Source organism: Lelliottia sp. 489 (genome assembly GCF_050435885.1).
In the GTDB taxonomy this organism is placed as follows: Bacteria; Pseudomonadota; Gammaproteobacteria; order Enterobacterales; family Enterobacteriaceae; genus Enterobacter; species Enterobacter nimipressuralis.
Genome location: NZ_JBNDLC010000002.1, coordinates 445,462 through 469,267, shown reverse-complemented (window position 1 = coordinate 469,267; position 23,806 = coordinate 445,462). Strand labels below are relative to the sequence as shown.

The following is a 23,806-nucleotide window of genomic DNA, read 5'->3' as shown; positions in this document are numbered from 1 at the left end:
TCTTTTTCAAGGAAGAGGGTCAGGGTGAGGGCGGTCGTCCCTCACTTTCCCTTCGAAATCGCGCCGCACAATCTCCAGCGCTTTCAGCACCGTCTCTGCCGAAAGATCATGATTTTCCAGCAGCATAATCAGATCGACGGCCAGTTTGACTTCGTCGGGGGCGTTTTCAAGCGACATGTTCAGCTCCATTTAGCGGGTCATACGCGCAATTACGCGCTCTATCTCATCCAGCGCCTGACGGCAGCGGGTGAGTCGTCCTTCCAGGGCGGAAATTTCCCGCATCAAACGCTGCTGCTCTTCAAGGGTTTCGCTCCCTTTCAGCTGCTGTTCGCGTTCGTTTTTCATCGCATAGAGACGACGTTCAAAATCCTGATGCTCCAGCCGCTTGCGCTGCCATTTTGCCGCGCCAGGCGAGGGCGTGTCCCACGCGCGAAGCGGCCACGCGGTCATCTCCCGGTGCAAGGCAGTTATCTGTTCCACCAGATGGTCAGCCAGCCACGCCACCTGCTCGCGTTGCTGACTCTCCACGGCGTGACGCAGCTCATCAAGATTATGTTGGGCTTCATCGAGATAATCTTGTATCAACGTACTGCGTGTACGAAACAGCTGCCGGTCAAAGCGTGGTTTCAGCGTCGCATGCTGCAGCAGCGGTGATGCCTGCGCGCGCAGGGCAATCAGCTGATTTTGCAGCGTCTCTAAAAGCAAGGCTGTTTTCAATACGCTCTCCAGTGGTAAAGTAGCCGTTCAGTTTGATAACGATTCGCATTATGAAGCGTACTATTTTAATCATCATTGGCTGGCTTGCGGTAGTGCTGGGTACGCTTGGCGTGGTTTTGCCGCTGCTGCCCACGACGCCCTTTATTCTGCTGGCGGCCTGGTGTTTTGCCCGCTCGTCGCCGCGCTTTCACCAGTGGCTGCTCTATCGCTCGTGGTTTGGCGGCTATCTGCGTCACTGGCAACAATACCGGGCGATGCCGCCTGGCGCAAAGCCTCGCGCAATTGCGGTGATCCTCGTGACCTTCGCCATTTCATTATGGCTGGTGAAGATGATGTGGGTGCGAATCCTGCTGCTGGTGATCCTCTCCTGTCTGCTTTTCTTTATGTGGCGAATCCCCGTCGTTGATGAAAAGCAACAAAAGCACTGAAGTGCAATGATGGCTGTTGCAATTATCCCGCGCAGCCAGTAAATTCGACCGTTTTCGAGCACAGGTGCGCCTGGTCAAAAGTTAATCACTTGTTACTTTGACCATCATGTTATGCGCGCCGTGAGTAACACCGTTTTTAACCAGGCATACATTTATGACCGCGACTGCGCAGCAGCTTGAATTTCTGAAAAACAGCATCAAAAGCATCCAGGACTATCCAAAACCTGGCATTCTTTTCCGTGATGTCACCAGCTTGCTGGAAGACCCGAAAGCGTACGCACTCAGCATTGAACTGCTGGTTGAGCGTTATAAAAACGCCGGGATCACCAAAGTAGTAGGGACGGAAGCGCGTGGCTTCCTGTTCGGCGCACCGGTTGCGCTGGCGATGGGCGTGGGCTTTGTGCCGGTTCGTAAACCGCGCAAACTGCCGCGTGAAACCATTGCCGAGAGCTATGAGCTGGAGTACGGCACCGATCAGCTGGAAATTCACGTGGATGCGATCAAGCCGGATGACAAAGTGCTGGTGGTGGACGATCTGCTGGCCACTGGCGGCACGATCGAAGCGACCGTGAAGCTGATCCGTCGTCTGGGTGGCGAAGTGACCGATGCGGCCTTCATCATCAATCTGTTCGATCTCGGCGGCGAACAGCGCCTGGAAAAACAGGGTATCACCAGCTACAGCCTGGTCCCTTTCCCGGGTCATTAATCCCTCATCCCGCAACCTCGCCCAATGGGTGAGGTTGTGTTAGCATTACCCCCCTGAATATCCACCTTCCAGCGTTGCAGAGCCTGCCCATGAGTTATCAGGTGTTAGCCCGAAAGTGGCGACCCCAAACCTTCGCTGACGTCGTCGGCCAGGAACATGTGCTGACCGCCCTGGCGAACGGTTTATCGCTAGGACGCATCCATCACGCGTATCTTTTCTCCGGCACGCGCGGCGTCGGTAAAACCTCTATTGCCCGTTTGCTGGCAAAAGGCCTCAACTGCGAAACCGGGATCACCGCCACACCTTGTGGTGTGTGTGATAACTGCCGGGAGATCGAGCAGGGGCGTTTTGTCGATCTCATCGAAATCGATGCCGCGTCGCGCACCAAGGTCGAAGATACCCGCGATCTGCTGGATAACGTGCAGTACGCGCCCGCGCGTGGTCGCTTCAAGGTCTATCTGATCGATGAAGTCCACATGCTGTCGCGCCACAGTTTTAACGCCCTGCTGAAAACGCTGGAAGAGCCGCCATCGCACGTTAAATTCCTGCTGGCGACGACCGATCCACAAAAACTGCCGGTCACGATCCTGTCGCGCTGTCTGCAGTTCCATCTGAAGGCGCTCGACGTCGATCAGATCCGCGCGCAGCTCGAGCACATTCTCGATGAAGAGAAGATCACTCACGAACCGCGTGCGCTGCAACTGCTGGCCCGCGCGGCGGATGGCAGTCTGCGTGACGCATTAAGCCTGACCGATCAGGCGATTGCCAGCGGCGATGGCCAGCTCTCGACCGAGGCGGTGAGCACCATGCTCGGCACCCTCGACGACGATCAGGCCCTGTCGCTGATTGAAGCCATCATCGAAGCCAACGGCGAACGCGCCATGTCTCTGGTGAACGTCGCGGCCTCTCGCGGCGTGGAGTGGGAAGCACTGCTGGTCGAAATGCTGGCGCTGCTGCATCGCGTGGCGATGCTGCAACTTTCCCCGTCGGCGATCGGCGCGGACATGGCGACGATTGAACAGCGAATGCGAGAGCTTGCGCGCACGGTTCCACCGGCTGACGTACAGCTCTACTACCAGACGTTACTGATTGGCCGCAAAGAGCTGCCGTTCGCACCAGACCGCCGCATGGGCGTCGAAATGACGCTGCTGCGTGCGCTGGCGTTCCATCCGCGAATGCCGCTGCCCGAGCCTGAAGTGCCGCGTCAATCCTACGCCCCCGTCGCACCGACTGCGGTGATGACGCCGCCACCGATGCCGCAGCACACAGCGCCACCGCCTGGGCCGGACGTTCCGCTGCCGGATGCCACCAGTTCGGTGCTCGCCGCGCGCAGTCAGCTACAGCGTGCTCAGGGAGCAACCAAACCAAAAAAGAGTGAACCGGCAGCGCCAGGAAGAGCGCGGCCGGTTAACAACGCCGCACTCGAACGACTGGCATCGGTAACGGAGCGCGTCCAGTCGCGCCCGTCACCGTCGGCGCTCGAACAAAAAGCCCCGGCGAAGAAAGAGGCTTACCGCTGGAAAGCGACGACCATCACCGAAGAGGTAAAGGTAGAAGTCGCCACGCCAAAAGCGCTGAAGAAAGCGCTGGAGCATGATAAAACGCCGGAGCTTTCCGCGAAGCTTGCGGCGGAATCCCTTGAGCGTGACGCCTGGGCCGCAGAGGTCAGCCAGTTAAAACTGCCGAAACTGGTCGAGCAGGTCGCGCTCAACGCCTGGAAAGAGCAGGACGGAAATCATATCTGTCTGCATCTGCGTCCGGGCCAGCGTCACCTTAATTCAGCCAGCGCACAACAGGTGCTGGCTGAGGCGCTCTCCACATTACAGGGCGCGCCGGTTGAATTGACTATCATTGAAGATGATAATCCGGCGATGCGCACGCCGCTGGAGTGGCGTCAGGCCATTTATGAAGAGAAGCTCGCGCAGGCGCGCGAGTCGATTATTGCGGATAACAACATCCAGACCCTGCGCCGTTTCTTCGACGCCGATCTGGATGAAGAGAGTATCCGTCCCATTTGACCGTGAGTCAGACTCCCGGTCGTTGTCCTTAACGTGACTACTTAAGAGAGAAGCCTATGTTTGGTGGTAAAGGCGGTCTGGGTAACCTGATGAAACAGGCCCAGCAGATGCAAGACAAAATGCAGAAAATGCAGGAAGAGATCGCACAGCTGGAAGTCACTGGCGAATCCGGTGCAGGTCTGGTCAAAGTGACCATCAACGGCGCGCATAACTGCCGTCGCGTGGAAATTGACCCAAGCCTGCTCGAAGACGACAAAGATATGCTGGAAGATCTGGTCGCTGCCGCATTTAACGATGCCGCACGCCGTATCGACGAAACCCAGAAAGAGAAAATGGCCTCTGTCTCCTCCGGGATGCAGCTGCCGCCAGGCTTTAAGATGCCGTTCTGATGCAAACCAGTCCGCTGCTCACGCAGTTAATGGAAGCGTTGCGCTGCCTGCCGGGCGTTGGCCCGAAATCAGCGCAACGCATGGCGTTTACGCTTTTACAGCGCGACCGCAGCGGCGGGATGCGCCTGGCGCAGGCTCTCACCCGCGCCATGTCGGAAATCGGTCACTGTGCGGACTGCCGTACCTTCACCGAGCAGGATGTGTGCAATATCTGTTCGAACCCGCGTCGTCAGGAAAACGGCCTGATTTGCGTGGTGGAGAGTCCGGCGGACATCTACGCCATTGAGCAAACCGGGCAGTTTTCGGGCCGCTATTTCGTGCTGATGGGCCATCTCTCTCCACTGGATGGCATTGGTCCGGACGATATCGGTCTCGATCGCCTTGAGCAGCGTCTGGAATCCGAGACGTTGACCGAAGTGATCCTCGCCACCAACCCGACGGTGGAAGGCGAAGCGACCGCGAACTACATCGGTGAACTGTGCGCGCAGTACGGCGTGCAGGCCAGTCGAATCGCCCACGGCGTGCCGGTTGGCGGTGAGCTGGAAATGGTAGACGGCACCACGCTGTCTCACTCTCTGGCTGGGCGTCACAAGCTTATTTTCTGACCAAACGGAGGCTGGAACCCTGGCCTCCGCTTGAAATTCTTCCCCGCTATCCCCATCTCACTCTCAACGTGTTCAAACCCCATTAAATGGCATTGTTGAGGTCGATCTAGATGAAAGGACAAGAAACCCGTGGTTTCCAGTCAGAAGTAAAACAGCTTCTGCACCTGATGATCCATTCCCTGTATTCCAATAAAGAAATCTTCCTGCGTGAGCTTATCTCGAACGCCTCAGATGCGGCGGACAAACTGCGTTTTCGCGCGCTGTCCAACCCGGATCTGTATGAAGGTGACGGCGAGCTGCGCGTGCGCGTCTCTTTTGACAAAGAAAACCGCACCCTGACCATTGCCGACAACGGTATTGGTATGAACCGCGACGAGGTGATCGATCATCTCGGGACCATCGCGAAATCGGGCACCAAATCCTTCCTTGAGTCCATGGGCTCCGATCAGGCGAAAGACAGCCAGCTGATCGGCCAGTTCGGCGTGGGCTTCTACTCCGCCTTTATCGTGGCCGACAAAGTGACCGTGCGCACCCGTGCAGCGGGCGATAGCGCCGAAAACGGCGTGTTCTGGGAATCTCACGGTGAAGGTGAATACACCGTTGATGACATCACCAAAGCCGATCGCGGGACCGAGATCACCCTGCATCTGCGCGAAGGCGAAGACGATTTCCTGAATGACTGGCGCGTGCGCTCTATTATCGGCAAATACTCCGACCACATCGCGCTGCCGGTAGAGATCGAAAAAACCGAAGAAGTCGACGGCGAAACCGTTGTTTCATGGGAAAAAATTAACAAAGCCCAGGCGCTGTGGACGCGTAACAAGTCTGAGATTAAAGACGACGAATACAACGAATTCTACAAACACATCGCCCACGACTTTACCGATCCGCTGACCTGGAGCCACAACCGCGTGGAAGGGAAGCAGGAGTACACCAGCCTGCTGTACATCCCGGCCCAGGCGCCGTGGGATATGTGGAACCGCGATCACAAGCACGGCCTGAAGCTGTACGTGCAGCGCGTGTTCATCATGGACGACGCTGAGCAGTTCATGCCGAACTACCTGCGCTTTGTGCGTGGTCTGATAGATTCCAACGATCTGCCGCTGAACGTCTCGCGTGAAATCCTGCAGGACAGCACCGTCACGCGTAACCTGCGTAACGCTCTGACCAAACGCTCCCTGCAGATGCTTGAGAAACTGGCGAAAGACGACGCTGAAAAATACCAGACCTTCTGGAAACAGTTCGGCCTGGTGCTGAAAGAAGGCCCGGCGGAAGATTCGTCGAACGTGGAAGCCATCGCCAAACTGCTGCGTTTCGCCTCTACGCACACTGACTCTTCCGAGCAGACGGTCTCTCTCGAAGAGTATGTGTCCCGCATGAAAGAAGGGCAGGAGAAGATCTACTACATCACCGCAGACAGCTATGCCGCCGCGAAGAGCAGCCCGCATCTGGAACTGCTGCGTAAGAAAGGCATCGAAGTCCTGCTGCTTTCCGACCGCATCGATGAGTGGATGATGAACTACCTGACCGAGTTCGACGGTAAATCCTTCCAGTCCGTGGCGAAAGCTGACGAATCTATCGACAAGCTGGCGGATGAAGTGGACGAAACGGCGAAAGAGGCGGAAAAGGCGCTGGAGCCATTCGTTGAGCGTGTGAAAACCCTGCTGGGCGATCGCGTGAAAGAGGTACGTTTCACTCACCGTCTGACCGATACTCCGGCGATTGTGACCACCGATGCGGATGAAATGGGCACCCAGATGGCGAAACTGTTCGCCGCTGCGGGCCAGGCGATCCCGGAAGTGAAATACATCTTTGAACTGAACCCGGATCACCCGCTGGTTAAACGCGCGGCGGATACCCAGGACGAAACGCAGTTTAAAGAGTGGGTTGAGCTGCTGCTGGATCAATCCCTGCTGGCCGAGCGCGGCACGCTGGAAGATCCAAACCTGTTCATCAAACGTGTGAATGCGCTGTTGATGGCGTAATCACCCGGCCTCCCCTGGTCTTCTCCCTCTCCCCGAGGGAAGGGCCAGGGTGAGGGCACCAAACCGCACTAACCTAAATAATCTCCCCCGTTAACCGTTTCAGCCGTCCCGCCTTCCTTGAGCGATACCCGTTCTGATGGTATTGTTTAGCGCTTTTTGAAATATTGAACCAACTTTTGAGGGGATTTTCGCAATGCGTATTATTCTGCTTGGCGCTCCGGGCGCGGGTAAAGGAACTCAGGCTCAGTTCATCATGGAGAAATACGGTATTCCGCAAATCTCTACGGGTGACATGCTGCGTGCCGCTGTTAAATCTGGCTCCGAGCTGGGCAAACAAGCGAAAGACATTATGGACGCGGGCAAACTGGTGACTGATGAACTGGTTATCGCACTGGTAAAAGAACGCATCACTCAGGAAGATTGCCGCAACGGTTTCCTGCTGGACGGCTTCCCGCGTACTATTCCGCAGGCTGACGCCATGAAAGAAGCGGGCATCAACGTGGATTACGTTCTGGAATTCGACGTGCCTGACGAACTGATCGTTGACCGCATCATCGGTCGTCGCGTTCACGCTGCTTCCGGCCGCGTTTACCACATCAAATTCAATCCACCGAAAGTGGAAGGCAAAGACGACGTGACCGGCGAAGAGCTGACCACGCGTAAAGACGATCAGGAAGAGACCGTGCGTAAACGCCTGGTGGAATACCATCAGATGACCGCGCCACTGATCGGCTACTATTCGAAAGAAGCGCAGTCCGGTAACACCAAATACGCGAAAGTTGACGGCACCAAAGCCGTGGCTGACGTGCGCGCAGAGCTGGAAAAAATCCTCGGCTAATGTGCGATTTATCCGGCCTGCTTAGAATTCTGTAGGCCGGATAGGCGTTTACGCCATCCTCCGACAATCCCCGCTCCACCTATTGCTGCAATGGGTTCCGTTTCCCCGCTTTTCAGTTACAATCATTAGCTATTCAAATGGTTAAGAGGCGTGAATGAGTCAGGCGAAAACCGGCATCCTGCTTGCCAATCTGGGCACTCCAGAAGCACCTACCCCTGCGGCAGTTAAACGTTATCTGCGACAGTTTTTAAGCGACGCCCGCGTGGTGGATACGCCAAAGTTGCTGTGGTGGCCGCTGTTGCGCGGTGTCATTCTGCCGATTCGTTCCCCCCGTGTGGCTAAACTCTACCAGTCCGTGTGGATGGAAGAGGGCTCGCCGCTGATGGTCTACAGCCGTCGTCAGGAAAAAGCGCTGGCCGCCCGTTTACCGGATATGCCCGTCGCCCTCGGGATGAGCTACGGCAAACCGTCGCTGGAAAGCGCGGTCGACGAACTGCTTTCACAGGACGTGGATCACATCGTGGTGCTGGCCCTCTATCCGCAATACTCCTGCTCGACGGTGGCCGCCGTCTGGGACGAGCTGGCGCGCATTCTTGCCACCCGTCGCCGCATTCCAGGTATTACCTTTATCCGCGATTACGCCGAAAACGAGCTGTATATCGCGGCGCTGGTCAGCAGTGCGCGCGCCTCGTTTGAAAAACACGGCGAGCCGGATCTGCTGCTGCTCTCCTACCACGGTATTCCGCAGCGGTACGCCGATGAAGGCGATGACTATCCGCAGCGCTGTCGCGACACCACCCGCGAGCTGGTTTCTGCTCTTGGACTGCCGCCGGAAAAGGTGATGATGACCTTCCAGTCGCGCTTTGGCCGTGAGCCGTGGCTGACGCCATACACCGATGAAACGCTCAAAATGGTGGGCGAGAAGGGCGTGAAACATGTTCAGGTGATGTCGCCGGGCTTCTCGGCGGACTGCCTCGAAACCCTGGAGGAGATCGCGGTACAAAACCGGGAGTTCTTCCTCGAAGCGGGCGGCACGAAGTATGAATATATTCCGGCACTTAATGACTCCCCGGAACATATTGAGATGATGGCGGCGCTGGTGACCGGCAGCCGCTAATCGCGCATTGGGCTGGGTTTGTGCTACCATTTCCGGCCCAATAGTCACTCGCAGCCCTGATCATGAAATTTCCCGGTAAACGCAAGTCCAAACACTATTTCCCCGTCAACGCCCGCGATCCGCTGCTGCAACAAATTCAGCCGGTCAAAGAAACTAACGCAGCCTGGGTGGTCGGTATCGATCAGACGCTGGTGGATATCGAAGCAAAAGTGGATGATGCGTTTGTCGCACGTTATGGGCTGAGTTCCGGGCATTCACTGGTGATCGAAGATGATGTCGCCGAAGCCCTGTATCAGGAGCTGGTGCGCGAAAACCTGATCACGCATCAGTTTGCTGGTGGCACCATCGGCAATACCATGCACAACTATTCGGTGCTGGCCGATGACCGCTCCGTCTTACTGGGCGTCATGTGCCGTAATATCGAAATCGGTGGTTACGCCTACCGCTACCTCTGCAACACCTCCAGCCGTACCGATCTGAACTACCTGCAGGGCGTCGATGGCGCCATTGGCCGCTGCTTTACGCTGATCAGCGACGCCGGCGAGCGAACCTTTGCCATCAGCCCTGGGCACATGAATAAACTGCGCGCGGAAAGTATTCCGGAAGAAGTGATTGCCGGTGCCTCCGCGCTGGTGCTTACCTCCTATCTGGTACGCTGCAAGCCCGGCGAACCGATGCCGGAAGCGACCATGAAGGCGGTGGAGTACGCGAAGAAATACAACGTGCCGGTGGTGCTGACGCTGGGCACCAAGTTTGTGATCGCCGATAACCCGGAGTGGTGGCAGGCGTTCCTGAAAGAGCACGTCTCGATTCTGGCGATGAACGAAGAAGAGGCTGAAGCCCTGACGGGTGAAAGTGACCCGCTGCTGGCAGCCGATAAGGCGCTGGACTGGGTAGACCTGGTGCTCTGCACCGCAGGCCCGATCGGGCTGTTTATGGCCGGGTTTACCGAAGAAGAGAACAAACGCAAAACCCAGCACCCGCTGCTACCGGGGGCGATTGCCGAGTTCAACCAGTACGAGTTCAGTCGCGCGATGCGCCACAAAGATTGCGTGAATCCGCTGCGTATTTTCTCGCACATTGCCCCATACATGGGCGGACCCGAGAAGATCATGAACACCAATGGCGCAGGCGATGGCGCGCTGGCTGCCCTGCTGCACGACATCACTGCGAACGCCTATCATCGCACCAACGTCCCTAATTCAAGTAAACACCAGTTGAACTGGCTGACCTATTCGTCGCTGGCGCAGGTGTGTAAGTACGCGAACCGCGTGAGCTATCAGGTGCTGAATCAGCACTCCCCGCGTTTAACGCGTGGCTTGCCGGAACGGGAAGACAGTCTGGAAGAGTCGTACTGGGATCGTTGATGGTTTCCCTCACCCTGGCGGTGAGGGAATATTGTTCCCCCTCTCGCGTAGAGAGGGGGGCAGATTGAAGACGTTTAACCCGTTACCGCCTCTTCAATTGGCGGCTTCTCAATCAATGTAATCATGGTATTGGCAATCTCACGTTCACCCATCACCACCTGATTCGCTCCGCGTTCGGTAATGTATTCCACTTCATCGTCATAATGCGCGCGAGCAATGATCTCGATCGTCGGGCACTTCTCCCGTGCCTTGGTCACGATTTCACCCGCCTCGTAGCCGTTCGGAATGGTCAGCAGCAGCCAGCGCGCACAGTCCAGATGCGCCAGATTCATAATCTCTTCGTTCGCCGCATTACCCAGCACCGCGCGGATGCCGCGCGCGCGCAGCTCATCCACACGGGTGCGTGACGTTTCAATCACCACCAGCGGAATGCCCTGTGCCATCAGTTTCTCACCGAGCAGACTCCCGACGCGGCCAAAACCGACCAGCAGGGCGTGGTTGCAAATATCCACCGGGATCTGCTTCTCTTCTTCAATCGCTTCTTCCAGCGTCTGCTCTTCCAGCGTTTCGGTTTTATCGAGGTATTTCTCAAGCAGGGCAAACAGCACCGGGTTGAGCATAATGGAGAGGATCGCTCCCGCCAGCACCAGGTTCTGCCCGGCCTGTGGCAGCAAGTTCAGCGCCATGCCGAGGCTTGCCAGGATAAAGGCAAATTCACCAATCTGCGCGAGGCTTGCGGCGATGGTGAGCGCTGTGCGCGGTGAGTGGCCAAACAGTCTGACCAGGCCGAATGCCACCACGGATTTACCGAAGATAATAATCGCCAGTGTGCCCAGCACGGCCAACGGCTGCTCGATCAGGATTAGCGGATCAAACAGCATGCCGACAGAGACGAAGAACAGCACCGCAAATGCATCACGCAACGGCAGCGTATCGTGCGCCGCGCGGTGGCTCAGCTCGGATTCGTTCAGCACCATACCTGCGAAGAACGCACCCAGCGCAAAAGAGACGTCAAACAGCTCGACGGCGCCGAAGGCGATACCGAGCGCCAGGGCCAGCACCGACAGCGTAAACAGTTCGCGAGAGCCGGTTGCGGCGCTGCGGGAGAGGATCCACGGCACCAGACGGCGGCCCACCAGCATCATAATGGCGATAAAGGCGACCACTTTGCCGATGGTAATGCTCATATCCAGCGCCAGCGTGGCAAAGCCGACGTTATCTTGTTCAACCATACCGGCGACGGCAGGCAGCAGAACCAGCGTCAGGACCATCACCAGATCTTCAACAATCAGCCAGCCGATGGCGATTTGCCCGCGCTGGCTGTCTATCAGCTGCCTCTCCTCAAGCGCGCGCAGCAGCACCACGGTACTGGCGGTTGAGAGACACAGCCCGAATACAATACCGGTCATCAGCGACCAGCCAAGCAGAGCGGAAAGCGCCATCCCCAGCAACGTCGCCACGCCTATCTGGGCGATTGCGCCGGGTATGGCGATATGCTTTACCGCCATCAAATCCTTCAGGGAGAAGTGCAGGCCCACGCCGAACATCAGCAGAATCACGCCTAATTCCGCCAGTTCAGGAGCCAGTTTGGTATCCGCAACAAAACCCGGCGTAAACGGACCCGCCAGCACACCCGCTAATAAATAGCCCACGAGAGGAGAAATACGTAATTTGTTGGCAATCATGCCAAGGATAAAAGCGAGCACAAGTCCACCTACAATGGTGGTGATAAGCGGTGTGGCGTGATGCATTCCGTCTCCTTTCGTCGTGGGGTGTTCCATTTTTGGCGTAAAAACCAAAAAGCCGATTAATAGTTTATGACAATTTCGGCCATTATGTTTATGAATAATTGTTGAAATTTGAAGAAAACAGCAATAAGCGTTAAAAAAAGCAGATTAGGACAAATTACCGGAGGGATGAAGAGGAAAGCCTTATGGCAGTAGGTGAGAGGTGCGGCCAAAGTTTACTTTGACCGCAGAGAAACTACGCCTTATGGCGATAATCAGGCAGGAATATGGTCAGTATCCCCAGAAGTGGCAGGAAAGCACAGATTTTATAGACCAGGAAGATGCTCGTGTGGTCTGCAACCAGCCCCAGCACAGCCGCACCAAGGCCTCCCATCCCAAACGCAAATCCGAAAAACAGCCCGGAAACCATGCCAATACGGCCCGGCATCAGCTCCTGAGCATACACCAGGATAGCGGAAAACGCGGACGCGAGGATAAAGCCAATGATCACGGTTAAAATCCCCATCCATTCAAGGCTTGCATAGGGTAAAACAAGGGTAAAAGGCGCTACGCCGAGGATAGAGCCCCAAATCACATATTTACGCCCAATTTTATCACCCACAGGGCCGCCAATGACGGTTCCCGCCGCAACCGCGAACAGGAAAGCAAACAGGTGGAACTGGGCGTTTTGCACCGATAATCCGAATTTCTCCATCAGATAAAAGGTGTAATAGCTACTGATGCTCGCCATATAGAAGTATTTCGAGAAAATCAGCACCAACAGGATACTCACCGCCAGAATGACCTTATCGCGCGGAAGCGGATTGATAATCACGGCTTTAGGTTTCCCCTTGTTTACCCGATGCTGAGCCGCGTACCAGCGGCTGATCTGGATCAGCACCACGATGGCCAGCAGCGCCGCGAGGACGAACCACGCAACGTTACCTTTCCCGTAGGGGGCAATGACCACGGCGGCCAGCAAAGGGCCGAGGGAGCTGCCAAAATTGCCGCCGACCTGGAACAGAGATTGCGCCAGCCCATGACGTCCACCTGACGCCATACGCGCAACGCGCGAGGACTCCGGATGGAAGACCGACGAACCGGTACCCACCAGCGCCGCAGCCAGCAGCACCATCTCAAAGCTTCCTGCCAGTGCCAGCAACACCAGCCCGCTCAGGGTAAAGCACATGCCAATAGGCAGCGACCACGGCATCGGATATTTATCCGTCCAGTAGCCGACTACCGGCTGGAGCAGGGACGACGCCATCTGGAAGGTCAGCGTAATCATCCCGATCTGCACGAAGGTTAATGAAAATTCTGACTGCAGCAGCGGATAGATCGCCAGAATCAGCGACTGAATCATATCGTTAAGCAGATGCGACAGACTGATGGCACCCAAAATACCAAATGCGGTGCGCGATTTCGGCGCGGACGCCGGAGTGCCCGTAACAGGCGGAGTCGATTCACTGATTGCCATAAATACCACGTCTATTATTAGGAGAAGTGCAGGATGTCATTATTATCCCGCTAACATACCTGTGCGCGAGATTTGAAGAAAGTCGCAATTCTGAAAACATATTTGTCTATTCTTCTTACTCATTGTAATTTTTGCGTTTGTCTTTTGGTCAGGGAGCGAGAATATGAAGTTAATGAAGCGAGGCGTCGCACTGGCGCTGATAGCCGCATGGGCGCTGGCAAGCCAGTCTGCGCAGGCGTACGAAAAAGATAAAACCTATAAAATAACCATTCTCCATACCAACGATCACCACGGCCATTTCTGGCGTAGCGAATACGGCGAGTACGGCCTGGCCGCACAAAAAACGCTGGTGGACGGTATTCGTAAAGAGGTGGCGGCTGAGGGCGGCAGCGTCCTGCTGCTGTCTGGCGGTGATATCAACACCGGCGTGCCCGAATCCGATTTGCAGGACGCTGAGCCGGATTTCCGCGGCATGAATTTAATCGGCTATGACGCGATGGCCGTCGGCAACCATGAGTTTGATAACCCGCTAACCGTTCTGCGCCAGCAGGAAAAATGGTCCAAATTCCCGTTCCTCTCGGCCAATATTTATCAGAAGAGTACCGGCGAGCGTCTGTTTAAACCCTGGGCCTTGTTCAAACGCGACGATCTGAAAATCGCGGTGATCGGGTTAACCACCGATGACACGGCGAAAATCGGTAATCCGGAATATTTCACGGATATCGAATTCCGCAAACCGGCTGACGAAGCGAAGCTGGTGATTCAGGAGCTGAATCAAAACGAAAAACCAGACGTGATTATCGCCACCACTCATATGGGGCACTACGACAACGGCGAGCACGGCTCGAACGCGCCTGGCGACGTAGAAATGGCGCGCAGCCTGCCAGCAGGCTCGCTGGCGATGATTGTGGGTGGTCACTCACAAAACCCGGTGTGCATGGCATCGGAGAATAAAAAGCAGGTTGATTACGTGCCGGGTACGCCGTGCGCACCGGATCGCCAGAACGGGATCTGGATTGTTCAGGCGCACGAGTGGGGCAAATATGTGGGGCGCGCAGATTTTGAATTCCGCAACGGCGAAATGAAAATGGTGCGCTACCAGCTGATCCCGGTGAACCTGAAGAAGAAAGTGACCTACGACGACGGGAAAAGTGAGCGCGTACTTTACACCCCGGAAATTGCTGAAAACGCCCAGATGCTGTCGTTGCTGACGCCATTCCAGAACAAAGGCAAAGCGCAGCTTGATGTGAAAATCGGGACGGTGAATGGCCGACTCGAAGGCGATCGTAGCAAGGTCCGCTTCGTGCAGACCAACATGGGCCATCTGCTGCTGGCGGCACAAATGGCACGCACCGGTGCTGATTTTGCCGTTATGAGCGGCGGCGGTGTGCGTGACTCCATCGACGGCGGCGATATTACCTACAAAGACGTGCTGAAGGTTCAGCCGTTCGGCAACATCGTGGTGTATGCGGACATGAGCGGAAAAGAGGTGATCGACTATCTGACCGCCGTTGCGCAAATGAAGCCGGACTCCGGGGCCTATCCGCAGTTTGCTAACGTCAGCTTTACGGCGAAAAATGGCACGCTTAACGATCTAAAAATCAAAGGTGAGCCGGTCGATCCCGCTAAAACCTACCGCATGGCAACATTAAGCTTTAACGCCACGGGCGGCGACGGATATCCGCATATCGACAACAAACCGGGCTACGTCAACACCGGCTTTATCGACGCCGAAGTGCTTAAGCAGTACATCCAGCAGAATTCTCCGCTGGATGTGAATGCCTACGAGCCGAAAGGTGAGGTGAGCTGGCAGTAACGGGCTATTTTGTTCGTCTTTTTTGAACTCGGGCAGTGCCAGGAATCCGTATGTACGATGTGTACGCGGGTTCCTGCGCTGTCCGGGTGTAGAGACTAAATTCATACCTGAACGTTGGCCCGCTAAGCGGACAGCGCGTTTAATCCCGGCGCGCAATATCCGCGAACGTCGCATCCAGCATCTTCGCCAGATCGCCCGCCGCCAGCTCAATATCCAGCCCGCGCTTACCGCCGGAAATATAGATAGTGTCAAAAGTCTGCGACGGCGCATCAATCAATGTCGGCAGGCGTTTCTTCTGCCCGAGAGGGCTAATTCCACCCACCAGATAGCCGGTCGTGCGTTGCGCAACCATCGGATCGGCCATATCGACCTTTTTCGCGCCCAGCGCTTTGGCGACTTTCTTCAAATCCAACTGACCGGCCACAGGCGTCACCGCCACGGCCAGGTGCTTCATATCACCGTTTACCGCCACCAGCAGCGTTTTATAGACCTGATCCGCGTTCAGGCCCAGCTTGCGCACCACTTCGTCACCAAAGTTTGTCTCACTGGGGTCGTGATCGTAGGTATGGATACGGAAAGGAATTTTGTTTTTTTCGAGTAATTTAACGGCGGGAGTCATAATGATCCTTCTTACCACAGACAATTTACGCGCTCAGCATACGCCTGACAGCTGTCTAAAAAATAGCACCATCTTGCGCAATAGTATTGGCAGTGATGGTTACTTTGAGCGACAATCGGCTCTGACCGAAGGTCTCCTTCGGCATAATAATAACGATGAAATTCCTCTTTGACGGGCCAATAGAAATATTGGCCATTTTTTTTATTTCAACAGTGACGGCAAATTCCCTTCGCCATACAAATGCAGCGCCCCCACGGCCACCACGTAACGCCCGGCGGGCAGAGCCTGCAACGTTTCTCGCCAGGCCTGATTGCGCTCATGCATCAGCACATCGTACAGCGATTCGCTGAAGGTCGAGGGCAGTTCCAGCTTGCCGTTGATCGGCGGCGTCTCCAGCCACCAGCTGATCATCATCTGCAACAGACGCGCGTTGGTGTGCCAGTGGGTAAGGGTATCATCCAGCAGCAGCAGGCCATCCTCAGGAAGCTGGCGCAAAAGAGCAACCTGACTGTCGGCGCCCTCCAGCTCAATAATGGCAAGATTACGCGCACGCGCGGCGTTGAGGAGCTGGTAGTCGATACCGTACTCCCCGCGCAAACCCAGTCGTTGAGCCTGCGTCGCCTGCAACACCATGGCGATTTGCCACAGGGGCTGCGTTTCCAGAAGGGATAAAGAAAGCCCCAGCTCATCGGCCACACGTTCAAGCTCGGCGCGCTGCGATTCGTTGAGACGCTCGCTCAGCGGCGGCGGGATATCGAGATTGGCGAATGGCGATTCGCTGCCGGAAATATCGGCTTCGACGATGAGCGCATCGGCTTTGCGCAACAGTTGTACGAGTGCCGGTGGCAGGGGCGACATATCGCGCGTGCCCATATGGATACTGCCGACCAGGTGCAGATGCTGCCCGCCCGGGAGCGAAATATCCAGCCCCGGCCAGGGATAGCGGCGGGGAAACAAAGCGCGGAAGGTGGTTTTTATACGACTAAACAGACTCATACGCGCTCCATTGATGGAAAAGTTCATGCTAGCGCGTGGTGGCTGAAGGTGCAACTCCAGGCCGGGTTGGGCGAATTCGCCACCCGGCCTGGAGGTTTACTCTTTCGGTTTGAAGCGCAGCAACCGGTTCGCGTTGCTGACCACGGTAATGGACGAGAGCGCCATTGCCGCCCCGGCGACGACCGGGTTGAGCAAGGTGCCGGTCAGCGGCCACAGGATCCCGGCGGCAATCGGGATGCCGAACGCGTTGTAGATAAACGCACCGAGCAGATTTTGCTTCATGTTGCGCAGCGTGGCTTTCGAAATTGCCAGCGCATCGGCAACACCCATCAGGCTATGGCGCATCAGGGTAATCGCCGCCGTCTCAATGGCCACATCGCTCCCGCCGCCCATGGCGATCCCGACATCCGCCTGCGCCAGTGCGGGCGCATCGTTGATGCCGTCGCCGACCATCGCCACCTGTCGGCCCTGACGTTGCAGTTTGATAATCGCATCGGCTTTGCCATCAGGCAGTACGCCCGCGATCACCTCGTCGATACCTGCTTCTTTGGCAATGGCGTTTGCAGTGGTCGGGTTGTCGCCGGTGAGCATCACCAGACGATAGCCAGCCTGATGCAGACGTTTCAGCGCGGCCACGCTGTCGGCCCGCAGCGGATCGCGGATAGCGAACAGCGCTGCCGCTTTCCCCTCGACCGCCAACAGCACCGGCGTCGCGCCCTGAGAGGCCTGGGCGGTTAATTCATCGTTCAGCGCAGCGGTATCAATGCCGTTTTCGTTGAGCAGTGCCTGATTACCAAGCAGCAGCGTGTGGCCATCGACTTCACCGCTGACCCCCAGCCCGCGCAGGGTGCGGAAGTTATTCACATGCGGCAATGCTGCGTGACCGGCTTTCTCGAGAATCGCTCTCGCCAGCGGATGGCTGGAGCCTTGCTCAAGCGCGGCGGCCAGACGTAAGGCATCTTCTTGCGTGACACCGACGGTTTTCACCGCCACGACCTGCGGTTTGCCTTCGGTGAGGGTGCCTGTTTTATCAAACACCAGGGTGTCGAGCGTGCTGGCGCGCTGGAGGGCATCGGCGTCGCGAACCAACACACCAAACTCGGCGGCGCGACCAACGCCGGAAATAATCGACATCGGCGTCGCCAGCCCTAAAGCACACGGACAGGCGATGATCAGCACCGTGGTGGCGATGACCAGGGTGTAGACAATCTGCGGTGCCGGGCCAAAGACGTACCAGATGGCGGCGCTGAACAGCGCGATGCCGACCACCACGGGCACAAAAATGGCGGAAATTTTATCGGCGAGCTGACCGATCTCCGGCTTGCTGCTTTGCGCCTGGCGCACCATGCGAATGATGCGAGAAAGCGTCGTATGACTCCCGACAGCACTGGCGCGGAAAAGCACACTGCCGTCCTGCACCACCGTACCGGCATGGACTGCATCACCGGCGGATTTTTGCTGCGGCACCGGTTCACCGGTCAGCATCGCTTCATCCAGCCAGGCTTCACCCTGAGTGATTTCACCGTCGACCGGCACGCGATCGCCCGTCGTTAAGCGCAGCGTCATGCCTGGCTGCACCTCGGCGAGCGGCAGGCTGAGTTCACCCTCGTCCGTCACCACGCGGGCCGACGGTGGCGTGAGATCAAGCAGACGTTCCAGCGCTTTGGACGACCGCTGGCGCGCGCGCGCTTCAAGCATATGGCCTAAGTTGATCAGACCAATAATCATCGCGCTCGCTTCGTAATAGAGATGGCGTGCTTCCATCGGAAACCACTGCGGCCAGACGTTCACGCTCATGGAGTAGAGCCACGCCGCGCCGGTGCCGAGGGCGACGAGTGTGTCCATCGTCGCGGTGCGGTTCTTGAGGCTCTTCCAGGCGCTGGTGTAGAAATGCCCACCGGCGAAGACCATCACACCAAGGGTGATCACACCAATCACCAGCCACAGCGTGCGGTTGTCGTCGGTGACCATCATGTTGTCGCCGAGCATTCCCCACACCATCACCGGAATACCGACCAGCAGGGCGACAATCGCCTGCCAGCGGAAGCGTTTCATGGTGGCGATGGCGGTCTCTTGCTGGCGTTCGCGGCGCTCGGCATCATCTTCAATGGCCTCTGCGCCGTAGCCGGCTTTTTCCACCGCCTGCACTAATTCTGCGGCTGACGCACTGCCCATAATCAGCGCAGTGCGTTCCGCGAGGTTTACCCGCGCCTGTGAGACGCCCGGTACGGCCTGCAACGCATTCTGTACGCGGGAGACGCAGCTGGCACAGCTCATGCCGTTGATCAGCAGCTGTTGGCTGTCGTCAATATCATGGGCTGCCGGAAGCTCAGAAGTATCCGCTGTCAGTGCTTCCGACGGGGTTAATGACTCTGTCAGCGGATTAGCCTTTGGGTGGCTTAGCTCCGCCCCGTAACCTGCTTGTTTAACGGTATCGATCAGCGCGTCGGCGCTGGCGCTGCCAGTGACAACGGCGCTTTCAATCGTCACGTCTGCACTTTCAACGTCAGGACGTTGTTCGAGGCTCTCTTTGACACGTTTGACGCAGTGACCGCAGGTCAGGCCATCCAGCGTTAGGTTGATTGTGTGAGACATAGCAAAACTCCTGTATGATTATTCAGCCAACATACTCTTTCTGGAACAGTGTTATGAAGGTTAAACCTTCCATCAAGGGGAAGGTCAAGGGGGAAATGTGAATATCAGTGATGTGGCAAAAAAAACCGGGTTAACCAGCAAAGCGATTCGTTTTTACGAAGAGAAAGGGCTGGTCACGCCGCCGCTGCGCAGCGAAAACGGCTATCGCAGTTACACGCAGCTGCACCTCGAAGAACTCACGCTTTTACGCCAGGCCCGGCAGGTGGGGTTTAACCTTGAAGAGTGCGGTGAACTGGTCCATCTGTTCAACGATCCTAAACGGCACAGCGCCGATGTGAAAAAGAGAACTCTGGAAAAGGTCGCGGAAATCGAGCGCCATATCCTGGAGCTGCAGGCGATGCGTGAACAGCTGCTCTCACTCGCCGAATCCTGTCCGGGGGATGACAGCGCCGACTGTCCGATTATTGATAATCTTTCCGGCTGCTGCCATCTTAAGGCCAGCGTTTAACGGGCCTTCACCCGAAGCGTAATCCCTTCTACCGCGATGACTTCAATGCGAGTCCCTGCCACGAGGTCATCATCGGCGACCACTGGCCACGTGCTGTCACCGACACGAACATGTCCGCGCCCGTTAATTAAGGTGGTATCCAGCGTATAGCGCTTACCCACCAGCTGTTGGCCGCGCTGATTGAGTGCGGCATCGGCAGGTTTTTGCTCGCGCACCTGGCGCGTTAGCCATCGATACCAGAGCCAGGCGGCGACCAGCGTCAGCACGGCGAAGAGGGCGCCTTGCCACTCCCAGCCAAAAGGTGCGACCCAGACCAGCAGCCCAGTGATGACCGCCGCGACGCCGCTCCAGAGCAGATACCCGTTGCCGCCCAGCATCTCAGCCGCCAGCAACAGCCCGCCCAGGCTGAGCCAGAAAACATGAGGGTGTGCTGCAATCATCTCAATCATTTTTTGCGCTCATCTCCGCTATTCTTGATTAGCTCCGCGATCCCGGCGATAGAGCCCATCAGGCTGCTGGCTTCCAGCGGCATCATCACCACTTTGCTATTGTTGGCGGAGCCAATTTTCTGCAGAGCATCGGTGTATTTCTGCGCCACGAAGTAGTTAATTGCCTGGATATCACCGGCCGCAATGGCCTCGGAAACCATCTGGGTGGCGCGTGCTTCTGCCTCAGCGGAACGTTCACGGGCTTCTGCCTGTAAGAAGGCCGACTGGCGTTCCCCTTCAGCTTTCAGAATTTGCGACTGTTTCTCCCCTTCGGCTTTCAGGATCTCCGCCTGACGCACCCCTTCGGCCTCAAGAATGTACGCACGTTTGGTTCGCTCCGCTTTCATCTGGGCGTTCATCGACGAAATCAGTTCTGCCGGTGGGCGCACGTCGCGGATTTCGATACGGGTGACTTTAATCCCCCACGGATTGGTCGCTTCATCAACGATATGCAGCAGGCGCGTATTGATGTTGTCGCGCTGGGAGAGCATTTCGTCCAGCTCCATCGACCCCAGTACCGTACGGATGTTGGTCATGGTCAGGTTGATAATCGCCAGTTCCAGGTTGCTGACCTCATAGGCGGCTTTTGGCGCGTCGATCACCTGAATAAAGCAAACGGCGTCGATGGTGACGTTGGCGTTGTCTCGGGAGATGATCTCCTGGGAAGGGATATCCAGCACCTGTTCCATCATGTTGATTTTACGCCCAATACGATCCATGAACGGGACGATAAGACTCAGGCCTGGCTGGAGGGTGTTGGTGTATCGGCCGAAACGTTCGACCGTCCACTGATAGCCCTGGGGCACGATCTTTACGCCTGCCCCGACGATCACCAGCGCGACGAAAATAAGGATAGGGATGACGATCAACATGAAAACCTCCTGTTTTGCATTCCGTGGAGCAGCAAAAACTGCTCGTTTGTTGAACTTAAGTATATCGACTATTGCAGGGAAGTTCGCCTCCAATCCATTAACGTGGTTACAATATTGGAACGAAGCTGAATTAAAAAACGGGAAATAATATGAAGGATAATAATGCGCTTCTGGAACTCAGGAACGTGGGTTTTCGCGTGGGCGAAACCACGATATTGCAGCAGATTAGCTTCAACGTGCAGCCAGGGGAATTCAGGCTCATCACGGGCCCGTCTGGCTGCGGTAAAAGCACGTTGCTGAAGATTATCGCCTCACTCCTCAGCCCGACGGAAGGGCACATTTTCTTTGAAGACAAGGACATCACGACGCTCACACCCGAGCATTATCGCCAGCAGGTCTCCTACTGCGTGCAAACGCCCTCGCTGTTTGGTGAGACGGTGTACGACAATCTGATCTTCCCCTGGCAGATCCGCGATAAAGCCCCCGAACCGGAAAAATTCATTGCCGATCTGGCGCGTTTTAGTCTGCCAGCGGAAACCCTGACAAAGTCCGTAAACGAACTTTCCGGCGGTGAAAAACAGCGCGTCTCGCTGATTCGTAATCTGCAGTTTCTGCCCAAAGTGCTGCTGCTGGATGAAGTGACCAGCGCCCTCGACGAAAACAACAAACGCAACGTGAATGAGATCATTCATCGCTACGCCAAAAAGAACAACATTGCGGTGCTGTGGATAACGCACGACGCCGGTGAGATTGCCCATGCAGATGAGGTGATTACCCTTCAGCCACAGGGCGGGAAGATGAAGGAGGAAAACCGTGAACGAGCATAATATTACCAACGAATCACTGGCGCTTTCGATGGTGCTGGTCCTGGTGGCGATTCTGGTCAGCCATCGGGAGAAGCTCGGTCTGGAAAAGGACATTGTGTGGAGCATTTGCCGGGCGGTCATTCAGCTGATTATCGTCGGCTATGTGCTGAAGTATATTTTCAACGTCAACCACGCGGTGCTGACGCTGCTGATGGTGCTGTTTATCTGCTTTAACGCCGCGTGGAATGCGCAAAAACGCAGTAAATACATCGACAAGGCCTTTATCTCTTCGTTTATCGCCATTACCACCGGCACGGCGTTGACGCTGGCAGTGCTGGTGCTGTCGGGATCGATTGAGTTTTCACCGATGCAGGTGATCCCGATTTCCGGGATGATTGCGGGTAACGCGATGGTGGCGGTGGGGTTGTGCTACAACAATCTCGGCCAGCGTTTTAGCAGTGAGCAGCAGCAGATCCAGGAGAAACTCAGCCTGGGAGCCACGCCAAAAACGGCGTCGGCGCGATTGATCCGTGAGAGTATACGATCGTCGCTGATCCCAACGGTCGATTCGGCGAAAACGGTCGGACTAGTGAGTCTACCGGGGATGATGTCCGGGCTGATTTTTGCCGGTATTGATCCCGTGAAAGCGATTAAATATCAGATTATGGTGACGTTTATGCTGCTCTCGACGGCCAGCCTTTCGACCATTATCGCCTGCTATTTAACCTATCGAAAATTCTACAACTCGCGCCATCAGCTGGTGGTGACGCAATTGAAAAAAGCAGAGTAACGCGCAGGTGTGTTGCCGGGCAGCATGTCGCTTGCCCGGCTTTCAGACTGGATTAGTAGAGCAGGGCGTAAAGCTGGCGACGATACTTTGAGGCCAGCGCATCGCCGGTACCCAGTGCCGCCAGGATCTCCTGGAACATTTTACGTGCCTGGCCGTCAGCAGCTGCCAGATCCTTTTTCAGATGGCTAAACAGCAGCTCCAGCGCCTCTTCGTTACGTCCGACCTGATGAAGCTGTAACGCTAGCTGGCTGGCCAGCGCCGCATCGTCAGGATTCTCGGCTACCTGCTGCTGCAACTGCTGGATTTCCGGCGTGTCAGCCGCCTGTTTCAGCAACTCAATTTGCGCTACCAGACCCTGATAACGGGTATCCTGATCCTGCAGCGGAATGGTTTTCAGCACCGCTTCAGCCTCTTCGGAACGGTGCAGTTCAATCTGCGTCTGCGCCAGCAGCAGGCCAATCTGGCTGTCCTGGTTCGACATCTGCCACGCCTCTTTCAACAGCGGCAGCGCTTCGTCGTGTTTGCCTTCCTGAATCAACGCCAGCGCCTGCTGCGCTTTCAGCTCCTCTTCGCGCGGCAGCACTTTATCGAGCAGGGCGCGAACCGCCTCTTCGGGCTGCGGGCCCTGGAAGCCATCTACGGGCTGACCATTCTGGAACAGATAGACGGTTGGAATGGCACGCAGACCAAACTGGGAGGCCACCATCTGCTCGGCGTCGCAGTCCAGTTTTGCCAGCAGGAACTGACCGTTGTACTGCGCCGCCAGGCTTTCCAGCACCGGCGTCAGCTCAAGACAGTGCTGGCTGCGCTCGGACCAGAAATAGAACAGCACAGGTTTGGTCATCGACACTTCGAGTGTCTGGTGCAGGTTCGCTTCAGTGATGTTGACAATATTCTGTACGGACATACGGCATTCTCTTTTATCAATTTGACAAATACATG

The 23,806-nt window shown here is 56.4% G+C and carries 23 protein-coding genes and 1 other annotated feature; of the genes, 13 read left to right on the top strand and 10 right to left on the bottom strand.

From position 1 onward, the window contains the following. Nucleotides 1–6 precede the first annotated feature (6 nt). Both rsmS and priC read right to left on the bottom strand, forming a co-directional pair. Nucleotides 7–177: a pleiotropic regulatory protein RsmS gene (gene rsmS, locus ABIE11_RS10240; protein WP_429184442.1), complete on the bottom strand. Its 171-nt coding sequence runs from the start codon at nucleotides 175–177 to the stop codon at nucleotides 7–9. A 12-nt stretch (nucleotides 178–189) separates the two neighbouring features. Then, the gene (priC, locus tag ABIE11_RS10235; protein ID WP_429184441.1) at nucleotides 190–717 is read right to left on the bottom strand and encodes a primosomal replication protein N''; all 528 of its coding nucleotides are present in this window, start codon (nucleotides 715–717) and stop codon (nucleotides 190–192) included. A 50-nt stretch (nucleotides 718–767) separates the two neighbouring features. On the opposite strand from priC, the gene ABIE11_RS10230 reads away from it, so the two are divergent. The 9 genes from ABIE11_RS10230 (at nucleotide 768) to ABIE11_RS10190 (ending at nucleotide 10,170) form a co-directional block, all read left to right on the top strand. Then, nucleotides 768–1,145, top strand: coding sequence for a DUF454 family protein (locus ABIE11_RS10230; protein WP_100777368.1), 378 nt, complete (start codon nucleotides 768–770; stop codon nucleotides 1,143–1,145). Nucleotides 1,146–1,299: 154 nt separating this feature from the next. Continuing rightward, complete coding sequence (apt, locus tag ABIE11_RS10225) at nucleotides 1,300–1,851, top strand: adenine phosphoribosyltransferase (RefSeq protein ID WP_429184440.1); 552 nt, start codon at nucleotides 1,300–1,302, stop codon at nucleotides 1,849–1,851. An 89-nt stretch (nucleotides 1,852–1,940) separates the two neighbouring features. Beyond that, nucleotides 1,941–3,869: a DNA polymerase III subunit gamma/tau gene (gene dnaX / locus ABIE11_RS10220; protein ID WP_429184439.1), complete on the top strand. Its 1,929-nt coding sequence runs from the start codon at nucleotides 1,941–1,943 to the stop codon at nucleotides 3,867–3,869. Beyond that, nucleotides 3,199–3,263: a sequence feature (DnaX frameshifting element), on the top strand. (Overlaps the previous gene by 65 nt.) Before the next feature lie 56 nt (nucleotides 3,870–3,925). Then, the gene (locus ABIE11_RS10215) at nucleotides 3,926–4,258 is read left to right on the top strand and encodes a YbaB/EbfC family nucleoid-associated protein (RefSeq protein ID WP_052283815.1); all 333 of its coding nucleotides are present in this window, start codon (nucleotides 3,926–3,928) and stop codon (nucleotides 4,256–4,258) included. After that, complete coding sequence (gene recR / locus ABIE11_RS10210) at nucleotides 4,258–4,863, top strand: recombination mediator RecR (RefSeq protein ID WP_100777366.1); 606 nt, start codon at nucleotides 4,258–4,260, stop codon at nucleotides 4,861–4,863. Before ABIE11_RS10215 ends, recR begins: the two co-directional genes overlap by 1 nt. Nucleotides 4,864–4,973: 110 nt before the next feature. Then, nucleotides 4,974–6,848 carry a molecular chaperone HtpG gene (gene htpG, locus ABIE11_RS10205; RefSeq protein WP_102104268.1) on the top strand — a complete coding sequence of 625 codons (1,875 nt, stop codon included), beginning with the start codon at nucleotides 4,974–4,976 and terminating at the stop codon, nucleotides 6,846–6,848. Nucleotides 6,849–7,041: 193 nt separating this feature from the next. Next, entirely contained in the window at nucleotides 7,042–7,686 is a 645-nt protein-coding gene (gene adk, locus ABIE11_RS10200; RefSeq protein ID WP_100777364.1) for an adenylate kinase, read from the top strand. 154 nt (nucleotides 7,687–7,840) lie between these two features. Next, nucleotides 7,841–8,803, top strand: a complete 963-nt coding sequence (gene hemH, locus ABIE11_RS10195; protein ID WP_429184438.1) for a ferrochelatase — start codon at nucleotides 7,841–7,843, stop codon at nucleotides 8,801–8,803. 62 nt (nucleotides 8,804–8,865) lie between these two features. Continuing rightward, a complete protein-coding gene (locus ABIE11_RS10190; protein WP_100777362.1) occupies nucleotides 8,866–10,170 on the top strand; it encodes an inosine/guanosine kinase in 1,305 nt (434 codons plus the stop codon). Nucleotides 10,171–10,244: 74 nt separating this feature from the next. Here ABIE11_RS10190 and ybaL read toward each other — a convergent pair whose 3' ends face one another. Both ybaL and ABIE11_RS10180 read right to left on the bottom strand, forming a co-directional pair. Further along, a complete protein-coding gene (gene ybaL / locus ABIE11_RS10185) occupies nucleotides 10,245–11,921 on the bottom strand; it encodes a YbaL family putative K(+) efflux transporter (RefSeq protein ID WP_100777361.1) in 1,677 nt (558 codons plus the stop codon). A 232-nt stretch (nucleotides 11,922–12,153) separates the two neighbouring features. Next, the gene (locus tag ABIE11_RS10180; protein ID WP_429184437.1) at nucleotides 12,154–13,374 is read right to left on the bottom strand and encodes an MFS transporter; all 1,221 of its coding nucleotides are present in this window, start codon (nucleotides 13,372–13,374) and stop codon (nucleotides 12,154–12,156) included. Nucleotides 13,375–13,537: 163 nt separating this feature from the next. On the opposite strand from ABIE11_RS10180, the gene ushA reads away from it, so the two are divergent. Next, nucleotides 13,538–15,190 (top strand): bifunctional UDP-sugar hydrolase/5'-nucleotidase UshA, encoded by a 1,653-nt coding sequence (ushA, locus tag ABIE11_RS10175; protein WP_429184436.1) that lies wholly within the window; start codon nucleotides 13,538–13,540, stop codon nucleotides 15,188–15,190. 139 nt (nucleotides 15,191–15,329) lie between these two features. On the opposite strand, the gene ybaK is transcribed toward ushA, so the two are convergent. The 3 genes from ybaK to copA all read right to left on the bottom strand — a co-directional run bounded on the left by ybaK (nucleotide 15,330) and on the right by copA (nucleotide 19,400). Continuing rightward, entirely contained in the window at nucleotides 15,330–15,809 is a 480-nt protein-coding gene (gene ybaK / locus ABIE11_RS10170) for a Cys-tRNA(Pro)/Cys-tRNA(Cys) deacylase YbaK (protein WP_100777358.1), read from the bottom strand. 201 nt (nucleotides 15,810–16,010) lie between these two features. Beyond that, nucleotides 16,011–16,805 (bottom strand): TraB/GumN family protein, encoded by a 795-nt coding sequence (locus ABIE11_RS10165; protein ID WP_429184435.1) that lies wholly within the window; start codon nucleotides 16,803–16,805, stop codon nucleotides 16,011–16,013. Nucleotides 16,806–16,901: 96 nt separating this feature from the next. After that, complete coding sequence (copA, locus tag ABIE11_RS10160; RefSeq protein WP_429184434.1) at nucleotides 16,902–19,400, bottom strand: copper-exporting P-type ATPase CopA; 2,499 nt, start codon at nucleotides 19,398–19,400, stop codon at nucleotides 16,902–16,904. A 97-nt stretch (nucleotides 19,401–19,497) separates the two neighbouring features. Here copA and cueR point away from each other — a divergent pair, with 97 nt between their 5' ends. Beyond that, the gene (cueR, locus tag ABIE11_RS10155) at nucleotides 19,498–19,908 is read left to right on the top strand and encodes a Cu(I)-responsive transcriptional regulator (RefSeq protein ID WP_429184433.1); all 411 of its coding nucleotides are present in this window, start codon (nucleotides 19,498–19,500) and stop codon (nucleotides 19,906–19,908) included. On the opposite strand, the gene ABIE11_RS10150 is transcribed toward cueR, so the two are convergent. Together ABIE11_RS10150 and ABIE11_RS10145 are read right to left on the bottom strand one after the other, a co-directional pair. Next, a complete protein-coding gene (locus ABIE11_RS10150) occupies nucleotides 19,905–20,357 on the bottom strand; it encodes an NfeD family protein (protein ID WP_429184432.1) in 453 nt (150 codons plus the stop codon). The two genes, cueR and ABIE11_RS10150, sit on opposite strands and share 4 nt — an antisense overlap. Continuing rightward, nucleotides 20,354–21,268, bottom strand: coding sequence for an SPFH domain-containing protein (locus tag ABIE11_RS10145; protein WP_100777353.1), 915 nt, complete (start codon nucleotides 21,266–21,268; stop codon nucleotides 20,354–20,356). Before ABIE11_RS10145 ends, ABIE11_RS10150 begins: the two co-directional genes overlap by 4 nt. Nucleotides 21,269–21,417: 149 nt before the next feature. Here ABIE11_RS10145 and fetA point away from each other — a divergent pair, with 149 nt between their 5' ends. Both fetA and fetB read left to right on the top strand, forming a co-directional pair. Next, nucleotides 21,418–22,095: an iron efflux ABC transporter ATP-binding subunit FetA gene (gene fetA / locus ABIE11_RS10140; protein ID WP_429184431.1), complete on the top strand. Its 678-nt coding sequence runs from the start codon at nucleotides 21,418–21,420 to the stop codon at nucleotides 22,093–22,095. Continuing rightward, a complete protein-coding gene (gene fetB, locus ABIE11_RS10135; RefSeq protein ID WP_100777351.1) occupies nucleotides 22,082–22,864 on the top strand; it encodes an iron efflux ABC transporter permease subunit FetB in 783 nt (260 codons plus the stop codon). The genes fetA and fetB overlap by 14 nt, the downstream gene beginning before the upstream one ends. A 52-nt stretch (nucleotides 22,865–22,916) precedes the next feature. On the opposite strand, the gene ABIE11_RS10130 is transcribed toward fetB, so the two are convergent. After that, nucleotides 22,917–23,771: a co-chaperone YbbN gene (locus ABIE11_RS10130; RefSeq protein ID WP_102104260.1), complete on the bottom strand. Its 855-nt coding sequence runs from the start codon at nucleotides 23,769–23,771 to the stop codon at nucleotides 22,917–22,919. Nucleotides 23,772–23,806 lie beyond the last annotated feature (35 nt).